The 17,716-nt window shown below is 38.6% G+C and carries 16 protein-coding genes; 7 read left to right on the forward strand and 9 right to left on the reverse strand.

What is annotated here, in order from left to right; all coding sequences use genetic code 11:
- The first annotated feature begins 13 nt into the window (after positions 1–13).
- Both dsbA and polA read left to right on the forward strand, forming a co-directional pair.
- A complete protein-coding gene (gene dsbA / locus P3L56_RS01795) occupies positions 14–634 on the forward strand; it encodes a thiol:disulfide interchange protein DsbA (protein WP_042847629.1) in 621 nt (206 codons plus the stop codon).
- 422 nt (positions 635–1,056) lie between these two features.
- Positions 1,057–3,849, forward strand: a complete 2,793-nt coding sequence (polA, locus tag P3L56_RS01800) for a DNA polymerase I (RefSeq protein WP_131680831.1) — start codon at positions 1,057–1,059, stop codon at positions 3,847–3,849.
- A gap of 476 nt (positions 3,850–4,325) precedes the next feature.
- On the opposite strand, the gene yihA is transcribed toward polA, so the two are convergent.
- On the reverse strand, positions 4,326–4,937 hold the full coding sequence (gene yihA / locus P3L56_RS01805) for a ribosome biogenesis GTP-binding protein YihA/YsxC (RefSeq protein ID WP_042847624.1): 612 nt from the start codon (positions 4,935–4,937) through the stop codon (positions 4,326–4,328).
- A gap of 330 nt (positions 4,938–5,267) precedes the next feature.
- Between yihA and ppiA the strand changes: the two genes are divergently transcribed.
- From ppiA to P3L56_RS01820, 3 genes are all read left to right on the forward strand, one after another.
- A complete protein-coding gene (gene ppiA / locus P3L56_RS01810) occupies positions 5,268–5,840 on the forward strand; it encodes a peptidylprolyl isomerase A (RefSeq protein ID WP_042847622.1) in 573 nt (190 codons plus the stop codon).
- A gap of 403 nt (positions 5,841–6,243) precedes the next feature.
- Positions 6,244–6,819 carry an aminodeoxychorismate synthase component II gene (locus P3L56_RS01815; protein WP_042847620.1) on the forward strand — a complete coding sequence of 192 codons (576 nt, stop codon included), beginning with the start codon at positions 6,244–6,246 and terminating at the stop codon, positions 6,817–6,819.
- A gap of 129 nt (positions 6,820–6,948) precedes the next feature.
- Positions 6,949–8,163: an aspartate aminotransferase family protein gene (locus P3L56_RS01820; RefSeq protein ID WP_042847617.1), complete on the forward strand. Its 1,215-nt coding sequence runs from the start codon at positions 6,949–6,951 to the stop codon at positions 8,161–8,163.
- 60 nt (positions 8,164–8,223) lie between these two features.
- Here P3L56_RS01820 and P3L56_RS01825 read toward each other — a convergent pair whose 3' ends face one another.
- The 3 genes from P3L56_RS01825 to crp all read right to left on the reverse strand — a co-directional run bounded on the left by P3L56_RS01825 (position 8,224) and on the right by crp (position 11,559).
- Positions 8,224–9,573, reverse strand: coding sequence for a hypothetical protein (locus tag P3L56_RS01825; protein WP_272686254.1), 1,350 nt, complete (start codon positions 9,571–9,573; stop codon positions 8,224–8,226).
- Between the two features lie 175 nt (positions 9,574–9,748).
- Entirely contained in the window at positions 9,749–10,735 is a 987-nt protein-coding gene (locus P3L56_RS01830; RefSeq protein WP_272686255.1) for a hypothetical protein, read from the reverse strand.
- Positions 10,736–10,926: 191 nt separating this feature from the next.
- Positions 10,927–11,559, reverse strand: coding sequence for a cAMP-activated global transcriptional regulator CRP (gene crp, locus P3L56_RS01835; protein ID WP_004262556.1), 633 nt, complete (start codon positions 11,557–11,559; stop codon positions 10,927–10,929).
- A gap of 355 nt (positions 11,560–11,914) precedes the next feature.
- On the opposite strand from crp, the gene P3L56_RS01840 reads away from it, so the two are divergent.
- A complete protein-coding gene (locus P3L56_RS01840) occupies positions 11,915–12,316 on the forward strand; it encodes an OsmC family protein (RefSeq protein ID WP_042847613.1) in 402 nt (133 codons plus the stop codon).
- 90 nt (positions 12,317–12,406) lie between these two features.
- Here the strand turns inward: P3L56_RS01840 and P3L56_RS01845 are convergent, their stop codons facing one another.
- Genes P3L56_RS01845 through P3L56_RS01855 form a run of 3 tightly spaced genes read right to left on the reverse strand, consistent with a single transcriptional unit; the run spans position 12,407 to position 14,520 of the window.
- On the reverse strand, positions 12,407–13,273 hold the full coding sequence (locus tag P3L56_RS01845) for a phosphoribulokinase (RefSeq protein ID WP_042847611.1): 867 nt from the start codon (positions 13,271–13,273) through the stop codon (positions 12,407–12,409).
- Positions 13,274–13,330: 57 nt separating this feature from the next.
- On the reverse strand, positions 13,331–13,540 hold the full coding sequence (locus P3L56_RS01850; RefSeq protein ID WP_034783253.1) for a YheU family protein: 210 nt from the start codon (positions 13,538–13,540) through the stop codon (positions 13,331–13,333).
- Positions 13,537–14,520 carry a hydrolase gene (locus tag P3L56_RS01855; RefSeq protein ID WP_042847799.1) on the reverse strand — a complete coding sequence of 328 codons (984 nt, stop codon included), beginning with the start codon at positions 14,518–14,520 and terminating at the stop codon, positions 13,537–13,539. The genes P3L56_RS01850 and P3L56_RS01855 overlap by 4 nt, the downstream gene beginning before the upstream one ends.
- A 102-nt stretch (positions 14,521–14,622) precedes the next feature.
- Between P3L56_RS01855 and P3L56_RS01860 the strand changes: the two genes are divergently transcribed.
- Positions 14,623–15,228: a LysE family translocator gene (locus tag P3L56_RS01860; protein WP_048605414.1), complete on the forward strand. Its 606-nt coding sequence runs from the start codon at positions 14,623–14,625 to the stop codon at positions 15,226–15,228.
- A gap of 57 nt (positions 15,229–15,285) precedes the next feature.
- Here P3L56_RS01860 and murP read toward each other — a convergent pair whose 3' ends face one another.
- Together murP and murQ are read right to left on the reverse strand one after the other, a co-directional pair.
- Positions 15,286–16,755: a PTS N-acetylmuramic acid transporter subunit IIBC gene (gene murP / locus P3L56_RS01865; RefSeq protein WP_042847605.1), complete on the reverse strand. Its 1,470-nt coding sequence runs from the start codon at positions 16,753–16,755 to the stop codon at positions 15,286–15,288.
- Positions 16,756–16,782: 27 nt separating this feature from the next.
- Positions 16,783–17,694, reverse strand: a complete 912-nt coding sequence (gene murQ / locus P3L56_RS01870) for an N-acetylmuramic acid 6-phosphate etherase (protein WP_042847603.1) — start codon at positions 17,692–17,694, stop codon at positions 16,783–16,785.
- Between the last annotated feature and the right edge of the window lie 22 nt (positions 17,695–17,716).

Genomic DNA, 17,716 nt, shown 5'->3' on the forward strand with positions numbered 1-17,716 from the left:
GAGAATGTAGTATATGAAAAAAATTATGTTGGCTTTGCTTGGTATTGCTATGTCATTTGGTGCTGCTGCGGCAAATTATACCGAAGGTAAAGAGTACACTGAGGTACAACCTGTGCAAGGTTTACCACAAGTTATTGAGTTTTTCTCTTTCTATTGCCCACACTGTTACCAATTTGAAACTGTGTATAAAGTACCTGCAACAGTAGAAAAAAACTTACCAGACAATGTAACAAAAGCGCGCTATCACGTCGATTTCCTTGGTCCTTTGGGGCCTGATTTAACTGAAGCTTGGGTGGTTGCTACTGTTCTGAAAGTAGAAGATAAAATGACCCCTCTTTTGTTTGAAGGTATTCAAAAAACGCAAACTATTAACACCAAAGCAGATATCCGTAATACCTTTATCAAAGCTGGTATTCTTGCTGAGGAGTATGATGCAGCTTTAAATAGTTTCGCTGTTAAAGGTCTTGTTGAGCAACAAAGACAAGCCGCGCAGAACTTAAAGCTTAGAGGCGTTCCAGCCGTATTTGTTAATGGTAAATACCAAGTACGTAATAACGGCATCACTGTAGATAACGCCGCAGACTATGGTAAAGAATTCTCTAACGTTGTGAATTTTTTAGTCAATAAAAAATAAGTATGATTGATGGTGGTAATATCGCCACCATCAACTGTCATATAAAGTATATTGAATCAATATCCACAATTACTTAATCTCCTCTTCTTTGCATTAAAGCAATTCTTAATTACACTAAGTCATTGATATTACTTTCTTGTTTTAGTCTTTTTAATGCATGTTACTTGTTGAATTTACTGAGCAACATAAATTTATACACACGGTTATCCACAGGTTTTGTCAAAGCAGCTAGTAACATTAAGTGACTAGAGTTAATGAAAGTAATCACTTAGGTTAACTATAGCTAGGTCGTTTACTTGAAAGAAGATGCTGATCGGCGAGATTTTAACAAAGTGACTAAGTGGAAAAAACTTGGGATGTATCTGAAGCGACATTATGGCATCCTATTAGCATTCGTTCCCGATAAAAGATGATGACAGATTATGGCTCAGATTGCAGAAAACCCTCTTATTTTGGTTGATGGTTCCTCTTACTTATACCGTGCTTACCATGCATTTCCACCTTTGACCAACAGTGCTGGTGAACCTACAGGGGCTATGTATGGCGTAATTAATATGCTGCGTAGCTTGGTCATGCAATATAAACCTAGCCATGTTGCTGTTGTCTTTGATGCGAAGGGAAAAACATTTCGTGATGAGTTATTCGAAAGTTATAAATCTCATCGCCCGCCGATGCCAGATGATTTACGCGCACAAATTGAACCACTACACAGTATGGTTGAAGCTATGGGGCTACCGTTGCTCGTTGTTTCTGGTGTAGAAGCTGATGATGTAATAGGTACTTTGGCCTGTGAAGCTAGTCGTAACGGTACACCTGTTTTGATTAGTACTGGTGATAAAGATATGGCACAACTTGTGGAGCCTAATATTACGCTCATCAATACCATGAATAACACTATTTTAGGTCCGGATGAGGTTCAAGAAAAATATGGGGTTCCACCTGAGCTTATCATCGATTTCTTAGCGTTAATGGGGGATTCATCAGACAATATCCCAGGTGTGCCTGGTGTTGGTGAAAAAACAGCGCTGGCTTTATTACAAGGGATTGGCAGCTTAGAAAAAATATATGAGAACCTAGAAGCTATAGCGCCTTTGGGCTTTAGAGGGTCTAAAACATTAGCGCCAAAAATGGCTGAAAATCGTGAATTAGCTTTCTTATCATACCAACTGGCCACTATTAAAACGGATGTTAAGTTAGACAAAACCTGTGAAGAGTTACGCGTCGATCAACCTGATGTAGACAAATTGCATCAGTTGTTTAGCCGTTATGAATTCAAGCGCTGGTTGTCTGATGTAGAAAATGGGACGTGGATGGAAGGTAAAGGTTCAACTGCTAAAGCAAATCCGGCTATAGCAACATCTACGGCAAAAGTCTCAGTACCGACAGCCCCCACCTTAAATGCTGAAAATTACCAAACAATTTTAGAAAAGGCAGACTTAGACCGCTGGGTGGAAAAATTGAGCTCAGCATCTTTGTTTGCTTTTGATACTGAAACAGATAGCTTAGACACACAAGAAGCGCGCCTTGTGGGGATGTCATTTGCAATTGAAGCGGGTCATGCCGCCTACCTACCGTTAGCCCATGATTATCTTGATGCACCAGCTCAGTTGCCACTGGATGAAGTTTTACAAGCAATGAAACCGATACTGGAAAGTGAAAAAATCCTCAAAATCGGGCAAAACTTGAAATACGATGCGGAAGTTCTTGAAAATTATGACATTGAGTTAAAAGGTATCGGCTACGATACGATGTTGGAGTCGTATGTGCTCAATAGCGTTGCGGGGATGGGCCGTCATGATATGGACAGTTTGGCTGAGCGTCATTTGAACCATAAGACAGTGAGTTTTGAAGAAATTGCGGGCAAAGGCAAAAAACAGCTAACTTTCAATCAAATCGCGTTAGAGCAGGCCTCGAACTATGCGGCAGAAGATGCTGATGTAACATTATTACTGCACCAAGCACTGTATCCTCAATTGGAAGCTGAGCCAAAACTTAACCATATTTTTAAGAATATCGAAATGCCATTAGTTCCTGTTTTAGTCAGAATGGAGCGTAAAGGGGTTTTGATTGATGCAACAGTATTAGCCGCACAGTCGAAAATCATTACTGCGCGTTTAGCAGAACTTGAAAAAGAAGCGTTTGAGCTCGCTGGTGAAGAGTTTAATCTGGCATCACCAAAACAATTACAGGCAATTTTATTTGAAAAATTACAACTACCTGTTATCAAAAAAACGCCAAGTGGTGCAGCCTCGACCAATGAAGAAGTACTTGAAGAACTTGCATTAAACCATGCTTTACCAAAATTACTTCTGGAGCATCGTAGTTTAGCTAAATTGAAATCGACTTACACAGATAAACTACCGCTTATGATAAACCCACGTACGCAGCGTGTGCATACGTCGTATCATCAAGCCGTTACGGCGACTGGGCGTTTGTCTTCAAGGGACCCAAACTTACAAAATATCCCAGTAAGAACAGAAGAAGGCCGCCGTATTCGCCAAGCTTTTGTTGCACGCGAAGGCTATAAAGTCATGGCTGCGGACTATTCACAAATTGAATTACGTATCATGGCACATTTATCTCAAGATAAAGGCCTACTCACTGCATTTGCGGAAGGCAAGGATATTCACAAAGCAACGGCAGCAGAGGTATTTGGTGTTCCACTTGAACAAGTAACCAGTGATCAGCGTCGTAGTGCTAAGGCAATTAACTTCGGTCTTATCTATGGGATGAGCGCATTCGGGCTAGCAAGGCAATTAGGTATCCCGCGTGGTGAAGCTCAACGTTATATGGATCTCTATTTTGAACGTTACCCGGGTGTTCTACGCTATATGGAAAATACACGTCTACAAGCATCAGAACAAGGCTACGTTGAAACACTAGAAGGGCGCAGGCTTTATTTGGCTGATATAAAATCAAGTAATGGTATGCGCCGTAAAGCTGCTGAACGTGAAGCTATCAATGCTCCAATGCAAGGAACAGCTGCTGATATTATTAAAAAGGCAATGATTGCTGTCGATGAGTGGCTACAAACAGAGAAACCCCATGCTGATATGCTAATGCAAGTTCATGATGAATTAGTGTTTGAAGTTAAGGAGTCAGAACTCGAACAGGTACAAGCACAGGTTCAGACATTAATGGAGCAAAGCATGAAACTGGATGTTCCGTTAAAAGTAGATATTGGAATAGGTAATAATTGGGATGAAGCTCATTAATTATTAGTTTTATCTGACTGACAATAAAAAACGCCTAATAAAACCATTAGGCGTTTTTTTATGCATTTGACATTATTCACTATAAATTGAATATAACTACCCGATAAACCACTAAACTAACAATGAAAACAGAATGATTTCATGACATATTTATGCGACTTACCTCTCATAAATATGTAATTAAAATACGTTTTTAGGGCTGTATTTTTAAGATGTACTTGCTGAATCGTAGTAAGCTTTGAAAAAAAACTACAAAAAGCCTTTTTTTCGAGCGAAAAATAAAGTACATTAATAGGCGTAGGGTACAGAGGTAAGATGTTCTATCTTTCAGACCTTTTACTTCACGTAATCGGATTTAGCTGAATATTAGCTGCTCCAGTCAATTTTTTTGATTGGAGCATTTTTTTTGCCTAAAATTCAGTAGATTAGACTATCAAAGGCTTAGTGAGCTATTTCTAGCTCACACAGTGATGGGATTAAATTGGTGTGTTATACCAGCTATCTAACTTAATACGAAGTTTATCAACGCCTATTTTTTTCAGTGCTGAGAAATATTCAACTTCAATATCCCCCTCAAGTGGTGCAAGAGCTTGACGCACTTCCGTCAGCTGTTTTTTTCTCGCGCCAGAGGCAAGTTTGTCCGCCTTAGTCAGTAAAACGAGGACTGGTACACTCATTGCAACAGACCATTCTATCATTTGCATATCAAGATCTTTCAATGGATGGCGAATATCCATTAGCACCACAAGCCCTTTAATACATTCCCGCTTTTGTAAGTATTCACCGAGCGCTTGTTGCCATTTGCGTTTCATTTCTTCGGGAACTTCGGCATAACCATAACCGGGAAGGTCAACAAGGCGAATGCCTTCCTCAACTTCAAATAGGTTGATTAGCTGAGTTCTTCCTGGGGTTTTACTGGTGCGTGCTAAACCTTTTTGTTGAGTTAATGCGTTTAAAGCGCTTGATTTACCCGCATTTGAGCGGCCAGCAAAAGCAACCTCGATACCGGTATCTTTTGGTAAATGCCGAATATCCGGTGCACTGATGACAAATTTTGCCATCTGGTAGTTATGATTCTTAATTGCCATTTGTCGTTCTCCCTGAGTTAGCCTCAAAAGGCTGGGGGATTATAGCTTTGCTTACGCCATCCCGACAACTTGAAATATCCCTTGTATTGGTTTTACTGACTTAATAGTGAAATGCTTTACCTTTAGCGTGATATAAATCGTAAAATCTAGCTAATTGATAAATAATCATTATCTGTGAAGTTTTTTGTCTAAATTAGTCTACAATTTAACACGCTTGGTAGGTTTGACCGTTTTTGGCGTAAATATAGGTAAATCTTCAGCAATCTTGCTAGCTTCGCTCTAGAATTGCTTGATTGTAGTTGTAATGAGTCACAATGAAAGGGATCTTACATGTTAAAACGAATTTTTGTGCCAATTTTGGCCATTTGCGCAATTAGCGCGTCCTCTTTTGCATTATCGGCGGGTGAGACTTATGTTAAATTAGTCACTTCAGCGGGTGATATTGAATTAGAACTGAATGGTAAGAAAGCCCCTGTTTCGACAGAAAACTTTGTTCAATATGTTAATGAAGGTTATTACAACGGAACCACTTTCCACCGTGTTATTCCTGGGTTTATGATCCAAGGCGGTGGCTTTAATAAAGATTTGCAGCAAAAACAAACTCGAGCGCCAATTAAAAATGAAGCAGATAATGGGCTACGTAACCTACGTGGCACCATCTCTATGGCTCGTACTGCAAATAAAGATAGCGCAACAAGCCAGTTCTTTATTAACGTTGCTGATAACGCGTTTTTAGACCATGGTCAACGTGACTTTGGTTATGCGGTTTTTGGTAAAGTGGTAAAAGGTATGGATGTAGCGGATAAAATCTCTAAAGTGAAAACAGAGAATGTTGGTCCGTATCAAAATGTTCCTGTTGAACCCGTTACTATCATTTCAGCAGAAGTGATTAAAAAGCCTTAATCTTATATACACAGTGGGTAGGTGAATTTACCTGCCCGCTTGAGTTGTAAATATCGGTTCTGTGACATGTTCTGATGCACCTTACTTGTGTTATCCACTAAAAGTTAATCCGATTTTTCTATTTTTTGAGGTGGCTTTTACTTCCTTGTATTTAAAGTAATTCTTAACTTCAATATCATTTTGTTATCGTAATGTAAATATAATTCCATGATTTTTATATGGAAAATTATTTCTGATAAAAGCATTCATTGACTTAAATAGGCTATTTTCTTGTCTTGGCTGTGCTATGATAGCCGACCTTATTATTTTTTAGCGTTTTTAATCATCGTTCTGATTGCCAAGACCTAAAAAATATGCATAAGAAAATAATATATAATGATAAAAATCAGTCGGATAGCCTAATATGCTTCTACTTATTGATAATTACGATTCATTTACCTACAACTTATACCAATACTTCTGTGAGTTAGGTGCTGAGGTTGTTGTAAAACGTAATGATGAAATTACCATCGAAGAAATTGAACAGCTTTCGCCTACCCATCTTGTGATTTCGCCTGGGCCATGTACGCCTGATGAGGCTGGTATCTCCCTTGAGGCAATAAAATATTTTGCGGGTAAACTCCCTATTTTGGGTATTTGCTTGGGGCATCAGGCGATTGGGCAAGCTTTTGGCGCATCAGTCGTTAAGGCTCGTCAAGTTATGCACGGCAAAACATCAGCAATCCATCATAATCACCAAGGTGTGTTTAAAGGTTTAAACCGTCCTTTGACTGTGACTCGTTACCATTCTTTAGTTATTGCAGCAGAGACACTTCCTGTTTCTTTTGATGTGTCAGCATGGTCATTAAATAACGGTGATGTTGATGAAATCATGGGAATACGGCACAAAACTTTACCTATAGAAGGTGTTCAATTCCACCCAGAAAGTATTCTAAGTGAACAAGGTCATGAATTACTGAATAATTTTCTGAAGTATTAGTTTGCGAATATCATTGATAACAAATTAATTATGCATATTTCTCCGTTAACTATTGCTCTTTTGTGATTTTTTATTCATATTTGATGATTATATTTTCATTTTAGCAGAGAGTAAGGGTAGGTGAGGGGTATGTCAGAACAACAATCAGTCAATCGGCAGACTTTTGATCAAGTTATGTTGCCTATTTTTTCACCCGCTGAGTTTATCCCAGTTAAAGGTGAAGGTAGCCGTGTTTGGGATCAGCAAGGTAAAGAATATATTGATTTTGCAGGGGGGATTGCCGTTCTTGCCCTTGGGCATTGCCATCCTAGCTTAGTGTCGGCAGTGCGTGAACAAAGCGAAAAACTGTGGCATGTCAGTAATATTTTTACCAATGAGCAAGCACTTAAGTTAGCGCAAAAATTAACTAGCGCTACTTTTGCTGACCGTGCATTTTTTGTTAATTCAGGTTCTGAAGCGAATGAAGCCGCATTTAAGTTAGCGCGTCGTTATGCCATCACCAAATATAATCCTTATAAAACTAAGATTATTGCATTTAAGCAAGCTTTCCATGGCAGAACATTATTTACGGTCTCTGTTGGTGGGCAAGCGAAATATGCAGATGGTTTTGGGCCAAAACCTGCCGATATCATCCATGTCCCTTTCAACGATCTTGAAGCAGTAAAAGCGGTTATAGATGAAAATACCTGTGCGGTAGTGCTTGAGCCTGTACAAGGTGAAGGTGGAGTGACCGCGGCAACATCTGCATTTTTACAAGGTGTACGTAAGCTGTGTGATGAAAATAATGCACTGTTAATTTTTGACGAAGTACAAAGCGGTATGGGGCGTACAGGGAAATTATTTTCATATATGCATTATGATGTGACCCCCGATATTTTAACCACGGCAAAAGCACTGGGGGGCGGCTTTCCTATTAGTGCTATGATCACCACAGAAGAAATTGCTAAAACAATGGAAGTTGGGTCTCACGGTACAACCTATGGTGGTAATCCATTGGCTTGTGCGGTAGGGAACGCGGCCTTTGATATTATTAATACTGAGGAAGTACTAAATGGTGTCGAAAAACGTCGTGAATTATTTATCGCTCATTTAAATAAACTGAATGATAAATACCACGTTTTTTCTGAGATCAGAGGAATGGGCTTATTAATTGGTGCTGAGTTAGACGGCAAACTATTGAACCGTTCGAAAGATATCCTGCAAGCCAGTGCAGTAGAAGGTTTAATGATGCTTAATGCGGGTGCTAATGTATTGCGGTTTACGCCGTCACTGATTATTTCTGAAGAAGAAATTAATAGCGGTATGGTGAAATTAGAGACAGCGATTGGGAAGTTGTTGAAATAACTAAGAGATAAGTTGCAGAATGATTTCTGCAACTTATTGAAAATTTAATTTTTATAGCATTTACTGAGTTGGTAATTGTATTTTTATTGCCTTCAATCGTGCTTGTAATTGCTCTTTTGAACTACTAATTGGTATTCCAGCAGCTAGGCATTGAACTTTATGTGTATATAAATATTTTTTTACTCCTTTATTATTGGCTAAAGGATATTTATTTTTTAGTGTCTCTTCTTTTTGAGCTATTTTTTCCTCACTAACCTTAACATCTGATGTAAGGTTATTGTCTTCATTATCGGAATGGTAGCCAGAAGATAACGAGGTGAGACTAATTGAGGCCATAGATAGCGCTTTGTTGGCAAGCTTTTCCTGTAGTGCTCTAATTTCATGATTTTTATTATTATTATCAATTCTTAAGTCTTGGACTAAACCTCTATAATCAAGGTTATCATTATCTAACACTTCAATTGAATTATATAACAAGTCATTTTCTAATATTAAGTTTTTAATAATTCTGTTGTCTTTTGTGTTTTCAGTTTCTAATTTTTTTTCAAATAGGTCATCAAAATCAAAGTCGTGAGACTCATTGTGGTAAATAGGTGTATTATCTTCATCGTAGGTAATGAAAGATTCACATATTATCGGTTTTTTCAGAGCTAAAATATTTTTTTCTAGAGCATTTTTATCCAATGTAATATTGTGAACTTTATTTTTTATATCTTTTAACTCATTACTCAATAAAATTTTTACTGAGTTTTGTATTTTAATTAATTTTTCAATTTTTTTATTTTTTCCTTCTATGTTATTTTCCATTGGTATTTCTTTTTCTAATGACACTAAGTATTTACTTTCTTTTTTTAAGTATGCAATTCCTCTTATTTTTGATTCATATCTTATGGCTGATTTCAGATCATCAATTTCGTTTTTTAGCTCTTCGCTTTTATTGGTCAATTTTTTATTTTTGTCTAATAAATCTAGGTAATGTTTAAGATAGCCTATTGTTTCATTTTGTTTCTCTATGATTTTATCTGTAGCTGGAATTTCGCTAAAAAAATCATTCTTACCTAGTAAATTATCAATGGAGTTTTCTGTTTTATTTTTTAAATCCTTAATGAATTGTGGGATATTAAATGAATTATCTATAAGCTTATTTTCAAGGGAAGAAATTGTTTTTTTGTTTGAGTTTAATTTATTAAGTAAATTTAAATCACTTCCCTTTGAACCAGCTTCTGGTAAGCTAATATAGAATTTTGATTCCGTATTTTTTTTGTTAAAATGAAAAAATGAGAATGGATTATTTATTTTCAAATTTTTAATTTTTTGTGTAATAGTGGGTGTTTCTTTCTTAGCCCCAGTTGATGAGTTTTTTCTGTATAGTGAGCTAGTTGTGGTGGTATCTAGGGGGGTGGTTTTCATAGTCATATCCTATATTAATATTAAAAAAGTAATTTGCTAAATAAATATTCATGCTTAATATTGAAATAATTAATTTATTCAATGCATTGATTTTATCTTATGGCATTATGATTTTACTAATAATGTATTATTAATCATTTGAATTAATAATGATCTTAAATAAAATAGAGATGTTTTATTTAATGGTTTGTTTTTTTAATTCTTTCAATAAATTATCGTTAATATGAATTTGGTTTTGTATTTCAAATATATTATCTTTAAGTGCCTTCATTTCCATGGTTAGTCTTTTTTCTTTTTCAATGCTATTGCTTATTTTTATTAAGTCAGCGGTTTTAATTGAATTAACATTTCTATTAAAGTGATTTTTTCGTGGTTTATAGTCTAATGGCATAGATTTGTTAGATAGTTTGTAATGTTGCATGATATATTGTGTTCTTAATACTGAAGTTTTTGTTTGTTGTATATTTCCCTTGAATTCAAAAGTGCTTTTAGGTAGAGGAATGTATTTGGAATTATCTTGATTATTATCAGCGACTTTATAGTGCACATATTTAAATTTTTTCTGAGAGGAATTCTTTGTTTTTTTTTTCATTGGTTCCAAAGGTAAATCAATATTATTGGTATTTTTTTTGTTTGTTCTGGTTATTAAAGGGGTTTTAGTGCTATTTTTATTTTCTAGTTGCTTAGGATGATGGTGATTTTTTATGATTTCGTTTTTTATTTCTGAGTTTTTGATGTTAATCCCTGGAGTTTTAACGTGCGGATACAAAAAATCAGCATATTTACGAATTTCTTTATCAGCACTATTAAAATCCTCAAAAACTGTCTGGTTTTCTGTTATTAGTGAGTCTGCATCTTGTTCATTATAAAAAGTAGATGCATAAAATTTATACAAGCGGACTTTCAATTGATTAACTTTATGCTTAAATTCGTCAGCGCTCAATAATTTAGTATTATTTATACTTTCTGAATCACTTTCATAAGCTGAGTCAATGCTTTCTAGGCTATAAGCATCTGATAGTTTAGATTGTTGCTGAGTGGATAAGGGCTCTTTTCTCGATGATGCAGTCACAGCAAAGATTTTCTTTATAAAATCATCGGAATTGCTAATGTTTTTAAAAATTTCGGAATGGCCTGACAAATTGCTAAGTGTAATTTTCATAAATATAACCCTACTTAATATTATGATTATTATTTTATAGAGAGCTAAATAGATAAAATATAAAGAAACGATACTCATTAATATAAGCATATAAATATGTTGCTATAATTAAACTGAAATAGCCTTATATCGACGATATAAAGCTATTTTAAATTGCATGCCTCGCCAAGAGAGCGAGGCTGAAAGGTTAATTAACGTGTACCGTAAACAACGATGGTTTTACCGTGTGCAGAGATCAAGTTTTGATCTTCCAGCATTTTTAAAATACGGCCAACAGTTTCACGGGAACAACCGACAATTTGGCCAATTTCCTGACGGGTAATTTTGATTTGCATACCGTCTGGGTGGGTCATTGCGTCAGGTTGTTTCGCTAGATTCAATAGGGTTTGAGCGATACGGCCTGTGACATCTAAGAAGGCAAGGTTGCCGACTTTTTCGGATGTTGTTTGTAAACGACTGGCCATTTGCGCTGAGAGACGCATTAAAATATCAGGGTTAACCTGAATCAATTGACGGAATTTTTTGTAAGAAATTTCAGCAACTTCGCAAGCGATTTTAGCTCTCACCCACGCAGTACGTTCTTGCCCTTCTTCAAATAACCCCAGTTCACCAATGAAATCCCCTTGATTCAGGTAAGAGAGGATCATTTCTTTGCCTTCTTCATCTTTAATTAAAACAGCCACTGAACCTTTAACGATATAGTAAAGGGTTTCTGCTTTCTCACCCTGATGGATCAGTGTGCTCTTGGATGGATACTTATGAATATGGCAGTGTGACAAAAACCATTCAAGAGTAGGGTCTGTTTGTGGCTTGCCGAGAACCATTAGCGTTATCCTCTGTATGTTATTGCAGCCATCCGGAAAAGCTTACCAGAAAGGCTGGCTTTAAAGTCACTAGCTTAGCATATTAATTTGCCTTATATACCCTAAATAATGTGAAGAGCTGAATAACTTCAGCGCATTCGATAGGCTAGGGTAAACAAATTGATATCAACACTATAATATAATCAATTAAACCGCTGAGTTTTGATCTTAGTCCTATCAACTAAGTATTGTTTGTAGCATATCCAATGAAGAAAGTCTCCCCTGTATCGCTTCAGCCTAATAAAGCTGATATAACATTCATTATATCTATGGAACAATGTAGCCTTTAAACCGATTTCATTTCAAGGGGAATAAAATGGAAGCAAGAGTAAAATGGGTAGAAGGACTTTCCTTTCTAGGTGAGTCAGCTTCAGGGCATCAAGTCATGATGGATGGTAATGCAGGTGATAAAGCACCTAGCCCAATGGAAATGGTGCTAATGGCGGCAGGTGGATGTAGTGCAATAGATGTCGTTTCAATTTTACAAAAAGGGCGAAATGATATTACTGATTGTGAAGTTAAATTAACATCGCAGCGCCGTGAAGAAGCTCCACGTTATTTTGTTAAAATACATTTGCATTTTATCGTAACAGGAAATGAATTAACGGAAAAAACGGTTGAAAGAGCTGTTCAGCTCTCGGCTGAAAAATATTGCTCAGTGGCACTGATGCTAGAAAAAACGGTTGAAGTCACTCATAGCTTTGAAATAAAAAATTAAAAATAAATTTATTTTTTATATTAAAATTTTAATAAAAAGATGCTTACCTTAATTAATGGTAAGCGTCTTACTTATTATTTGAGAAATAATTTAACTGTTTTTCTGATTAATTAACTTTTCAACTAATGGCATCATGATCAATTCCATTGCTAGACCGAGTTTTCCTCCGGGTACGACAATGGTATTCATAGCCGAAATAAAAGAACCGCAGATCATTGAAAGCAAATAGGGGAAATCGATGTGTTCGAGCCCTCTAAAGCGGATCACAATAAAACTTTCATCTTGTGAAGGGATAGTTTTGGCTGAAAATGGGTTGGAAGTGTCTACAGTCGGAACTCGTTGGAAATTGATATGAGTACGCGAAAACTGAGGGGTAATGTAGTTGATATAGTCCCCCATTGAACGCACAACAGAGTCCATAACCGCTTCACGGGAATGGCCCCTTTCGGTCGTATCACGAACCAACTTTTGAATCCATTCAAGATTGACAATCGGGACAACGCCAACAAGTAAATCAACATGTTGCGCTACATTATGCTCAGGTGTAACAACCCCACCATGCAGACCCTCGTAGAATAACACATCAGTTTTTTCAGGGAGTGGTTCCCAAGGTGTAAAAGTACCTGGTTGTAGACCGTACGGAACCGCTTCATCATAGGTATGTAGGTATTTTCGTGATTGTCCACAACCTGTTTTTGCATAATCAATTAAAGTTTGTTCTAGCAAAGCAAAGTCATTCGCTTCAGGACCAAAATAACTGATATGCCGACCTTGTTCTCTCGCCTTGCGGATAGCCATGTCCATTTCAGGCCGCGTGTAACGATGAAAGCTGTCCCCTTCTAATGTAGCTGGTTGGATATTGAGTTGGTGGAAAACTTTACGGAATGCTTGGCTAGTTGAGGTCGTGCCTGCACCACTGGAACCGGTGATAGCAATAATCGGATGTTTTTTGGACATAGCGAACTCCCTGTGTTGCGCTTATGTCCACTATGGCAAAATAGCGAACAAAGCGGGTTAGCGGGTTTTAGGCATGAAATTAACCGACTCATGCAATTCAGACCAGACTAGCACAATTTCGCCAGAAACTAACTGCCGTTTCACATCATTAACTTTGTCTTGTAAGCTTTTCTCATGTGCCCCATAGTCAGTTCCTTCTCGTAAAACATAGCTTTCGATGAGGCTTTCCAGTGCTTCTGGAGATAACTCACGCCAAGGGATAATCATGGGTTTTCCTTATTTAAATAAGGGGTTAACCATTGCGGAATTCGAGTTTCTAGCCACATTTGCGGTTTTCTAAAGGTCCCGCTGACAAAACCAACGTGCCCGCCATGTTCTGTCATTTGATATTCCACATTATGGGGAAGAAAAGATAAATCAGGAACAACCTCAGGAGCCATAAATGGATCATCTTTGGCGTGAATAATTAATGTTGGTTTAGTAATGTGAGCCAATTTAGGTAATGCACTGCATTTCTGATAGTAATCTGAGGCATCATCAAAACCGTGGATACGTGCAGTGATAACATCATCAAAATCACGAATGCGTTTAACTTGCTTAAGCTGCAATAAATTCAGTGGTAATGACCCAGGATAGCGAACGAGTTTACGAGTTGCGTTACGTTTTAAGCCATTTAATAAATAGCGCTGATAAAACTGGGAAATGCCTTTTTCCATTCGTAGGGAGCAAGCCTCTAACATTAATGGGGCAGATACAACCACTCCCGCATCTAAATCCGCATTTTGACCACTTTCAGCCAAGTAACAAGCCAACATATTCCCACCAAGGGAATACCCCACAGCAGCCGTTGGCGTATCACCAAAAGTTTGTTTTAACCAGCGTAAGAAGTAGCGAGCATCATCGGTTTCACCTGAATGATAAATACGCTGTTGGCGATTGGGTTCGCCGCTACACCCACGAAAGTGCATGACAACGCCTAGCCAGTCGTGTTTTTCCGCTGTTTCTAACATTCCATGAGCGTAAGGGCTCTTAAAATTACCTTCTAACCCATGAAAAATGACTAAGCGTGGTTTATGAGCCGCAAGCTCAGGTTTTTCACTCCATGCGAGATCAATAAAATCACCGTCAGGCAATTCAAGTCGCTGCCAAATAGGTTTAATTTTCGGGGTTCTACGAAAAATCCTAGGCAGTAGAGTTTGGAGGTGTGGATTTTTAGCCCAACTGATTGGACGAAAGTTTTCAGACATAACCTTATTTTTATTTAATAGGAGCTCTTGTGAGTCACATAACATACTGTTATTTTTTTGTGATGCAAGTAAACAAATTTGGGTTTGAGGATTAAATTATAAATGACACTGGGGCTGATCTTTTCTCTTTTTACATTTCTATTCATTGCAGCAGTCACACCCGGCCCTAATAATATGTTGCTAACATCAAGTGCGGCAAACTACGGTTTTCGTCATGCGATTACATTATGCTTAGGTATTATGCTAGGTATGCAATCGATACTTTACCTCTCAGCATTTGGTATTGCTGCACTTTTATTGCTCTATCCTGCGATTCATATTGCCTTAAAAGTGGTGGGCAGTGTGTATCTTCTCTGGTTGGCATGGAAAACAGCAACAGCTAATTATGCACCAATTAAGACGGATAGCGAAGTGGGGAAAAGCGTAACATGGTATCAGGGGGGCTTATTACAATTTCTAAACCCTAAAGCTTGGATGATGGGGCTAGGGGCAGTTGGTGGCTTTAGCCTGCCTGGTGAGTTATTCAGCCAATCTATTTTAGTCATGAGCGTGGCATTTGTAATCGTCAACTTAGTGGCAGGTTTGATTTGGATGGGCTTTGGCTCATTGATTAGCTTATTTTTACGTAGTCGCCAAGCTTGGTTTATCTTTAATTTAGCGATGGGGCTGCTAACTGCGCTGTGTGTCCCATTGATTTGGTTGGAATAGCGTTTTTTATTGATTGAAAAAAGCAGCCCTAAGAGCTGCTTTTTGTTTAGGGCATGATTAACTTAAATCTACGCCTTTACTACCAAACAGGTAGGTAAATAGGAAGCCGCACACATAGGAAACCAATACTCCCCCCGCGTACACAGCCATCCCGGCGAGGACACCTTGACCGGATGTCATTAATGGAATGGCAATTAACCCAGATGGCCCAAACACAGTATTTAAACCGACAGGTAACCCCATCCACGCGACGGCCCCGATAAAGAAACCACCAGCTGCGCCACCTAAACAGGCGGTGACAAACGGTTTGACGCGCGGGAGTGTGACACCATAAATCAGCGGCTCACCGATCCCTAAGAAACCGGGGAACAGGGCGCCACCAATTTGCCCACGGGTGACTGAACCTTTTTTCGCTTTCACATACAAGGCGAGGGCTGCACCCACTTGACCAGCACCCGCCATTGCCAATATCGGAAATAGTGAGTTAAACCCTTGTGCATCAACGAGGGCAACGTAGACAGGAATAAACCCTTGATGAACACCAAACATCACGGCGATTAAGAACACCCCAGCCAAAATAGCTGTTCCAATAGGATTGCCATTTAAGTGCATGAATAACCAAGACATTCCATCAAACAGCCAAACACCAATCGGCATGATAAAGATAAAGGTTGCTGCGCCCACAATTAACAGAGTTATGGTTGAGGTTAAAATAATATCAAGGCTGGATGGGATAATTTTGCGAACTTGTTTTTCAACCCATGCCCCAAAAATACAGGCAATTAAAATTCCAATGATGTTGCCTCGAGGGTCAATGTGCCAGCCGAAGAAGTTTGACATCCCCGAATAAAAGCCTTTTGTTGCTTCTGGGTCGTAACCTAAAATAAATAAAGCGGCAATAATGGCACCATTAACGCCACTACCTCCAAAGGCTTTTTGGGCATTATAGCCAATTAATAGTCCCATAAAGGTAAATAAACCTTTGCCGAATATCGCGAGATAGGCAATGGCACTTTTTAACCAGCCCAACTGTTGGGAGTCCGGTGGAAATAAGTTTTCATTGGCGACTAACAACCCAAGCAATGAGGCTATCCCCATCAAAAGACCCGCTCCGATGAATCCTGGAATCAATGGGGTAAATATGGTGGCGAATTTTGAGAGAAAGCGGTGTACTGCGCTAGTTTGTTTCTTTTTTAACTGCTGTTTATTAGCAGAAGCAATTTGGTTAAGGTCTTGGGTCTGATGAGAAGACTCGTCGATATCATCTTCAGCATCTTCTAGCATTTGGTTCATTAAGTCCGCGGCAGTTTGGGCTTTACCGGGGCCCAGAACAATTTGCAGTTGTTCATCACTTTCGATAACGCCAAGCACACCTGCGATTTGTTTTAGTGCGGCTTTATCGACTAATTGATCATTATTGAGTGTGAGTCGTAAACGGGTCATACAGTTACCCGCTAATTTAATATTGCGACGACCCCCAACCTGTTGCAGGATCTGCTGCATCATTTCTATTGTTATTTTAGCCATACCATTTATCTCATTAAAATCCGCGAATTAGGCGGAAGGTGCCATATTGAGTGCTGTACGAATAAAACCATGATTGTCCGAGAGTAGTTGACGTGCATCATCGGCATTCAGGCCGGTTAACACCATCAAAATGGCCGTTTTACAGTGCCTATCACATTGTTGAAGCGCGGTTTCTGCGGTTGCTCGGTCGCAGTCTGTTGCCTCCATGACAATCTTCGTTTGCCTTTCAATTAATTTGGCATTGGTGGCTTCTACATCGACCATCAAATTACCAAATACTTTTCCAATGCGGATCATCGCGCCAGTAGTGATCATATTCAGCACTAATTTCTGAGCGGTTCCCGCTTTCATGCGTGAAGAGCCTGTGACCACTTCTGCGCCCACAACAGGGGTGATAGCGATATCTGCTGCATTAGCGATAGGGCTATTTGGGTTACAGCTGATGGCAGCTGTGGTTGCACCAATCTTGTTTGCATAGGCTAACGCACCTAACACATATGGGGTACGCCCACTCGCAGCAATACCAACGAGTATATCTTTTTCATTAAATTGAATATTTTTCAGGTCTTGCTCACCTAATTCGGGTTTATCTTCTGCATTTTCAACGGCACGGAAAATCGCTTGGTGGCCGCCTGCAATAAGCCCAACGACTTGCTCATGGGGGGTACCGTACGTTGGTGGGCACTCGCTGGCATCAAGTATTCCTAAACGCCCTGATGTTCCTGCTCCCGAGTAAATTAACCGCCCGCCGTTTAGAAATGCGTCTGCGACCTTATCAACCAATTGTGCAATTTCAGGAAGAACTTTCTCGACTGCCAAAGGGACTTGTTTGTCTTCGTTGTTAATCACTTGCAGCATTTGCAAGGTCGGTAGTTGGTCAATATGCGTACTCGCCGCATTGCGGCTTTCCGTTACCATTTTGCTTAAATCGATAGCCATAAAAAATTGCTCCTAAATCCAT

The sequence above is a fragment of the Providencia sp. PROV024 genome, from assembly GCF_032709665.1.
GTDB classification, from domain to species: Bacteria; Pseudomonadota; Gammaproteobacteria; order Enterobacterales; family Enterobacteriaceae; genus Providencia; species Providencia huashanensis.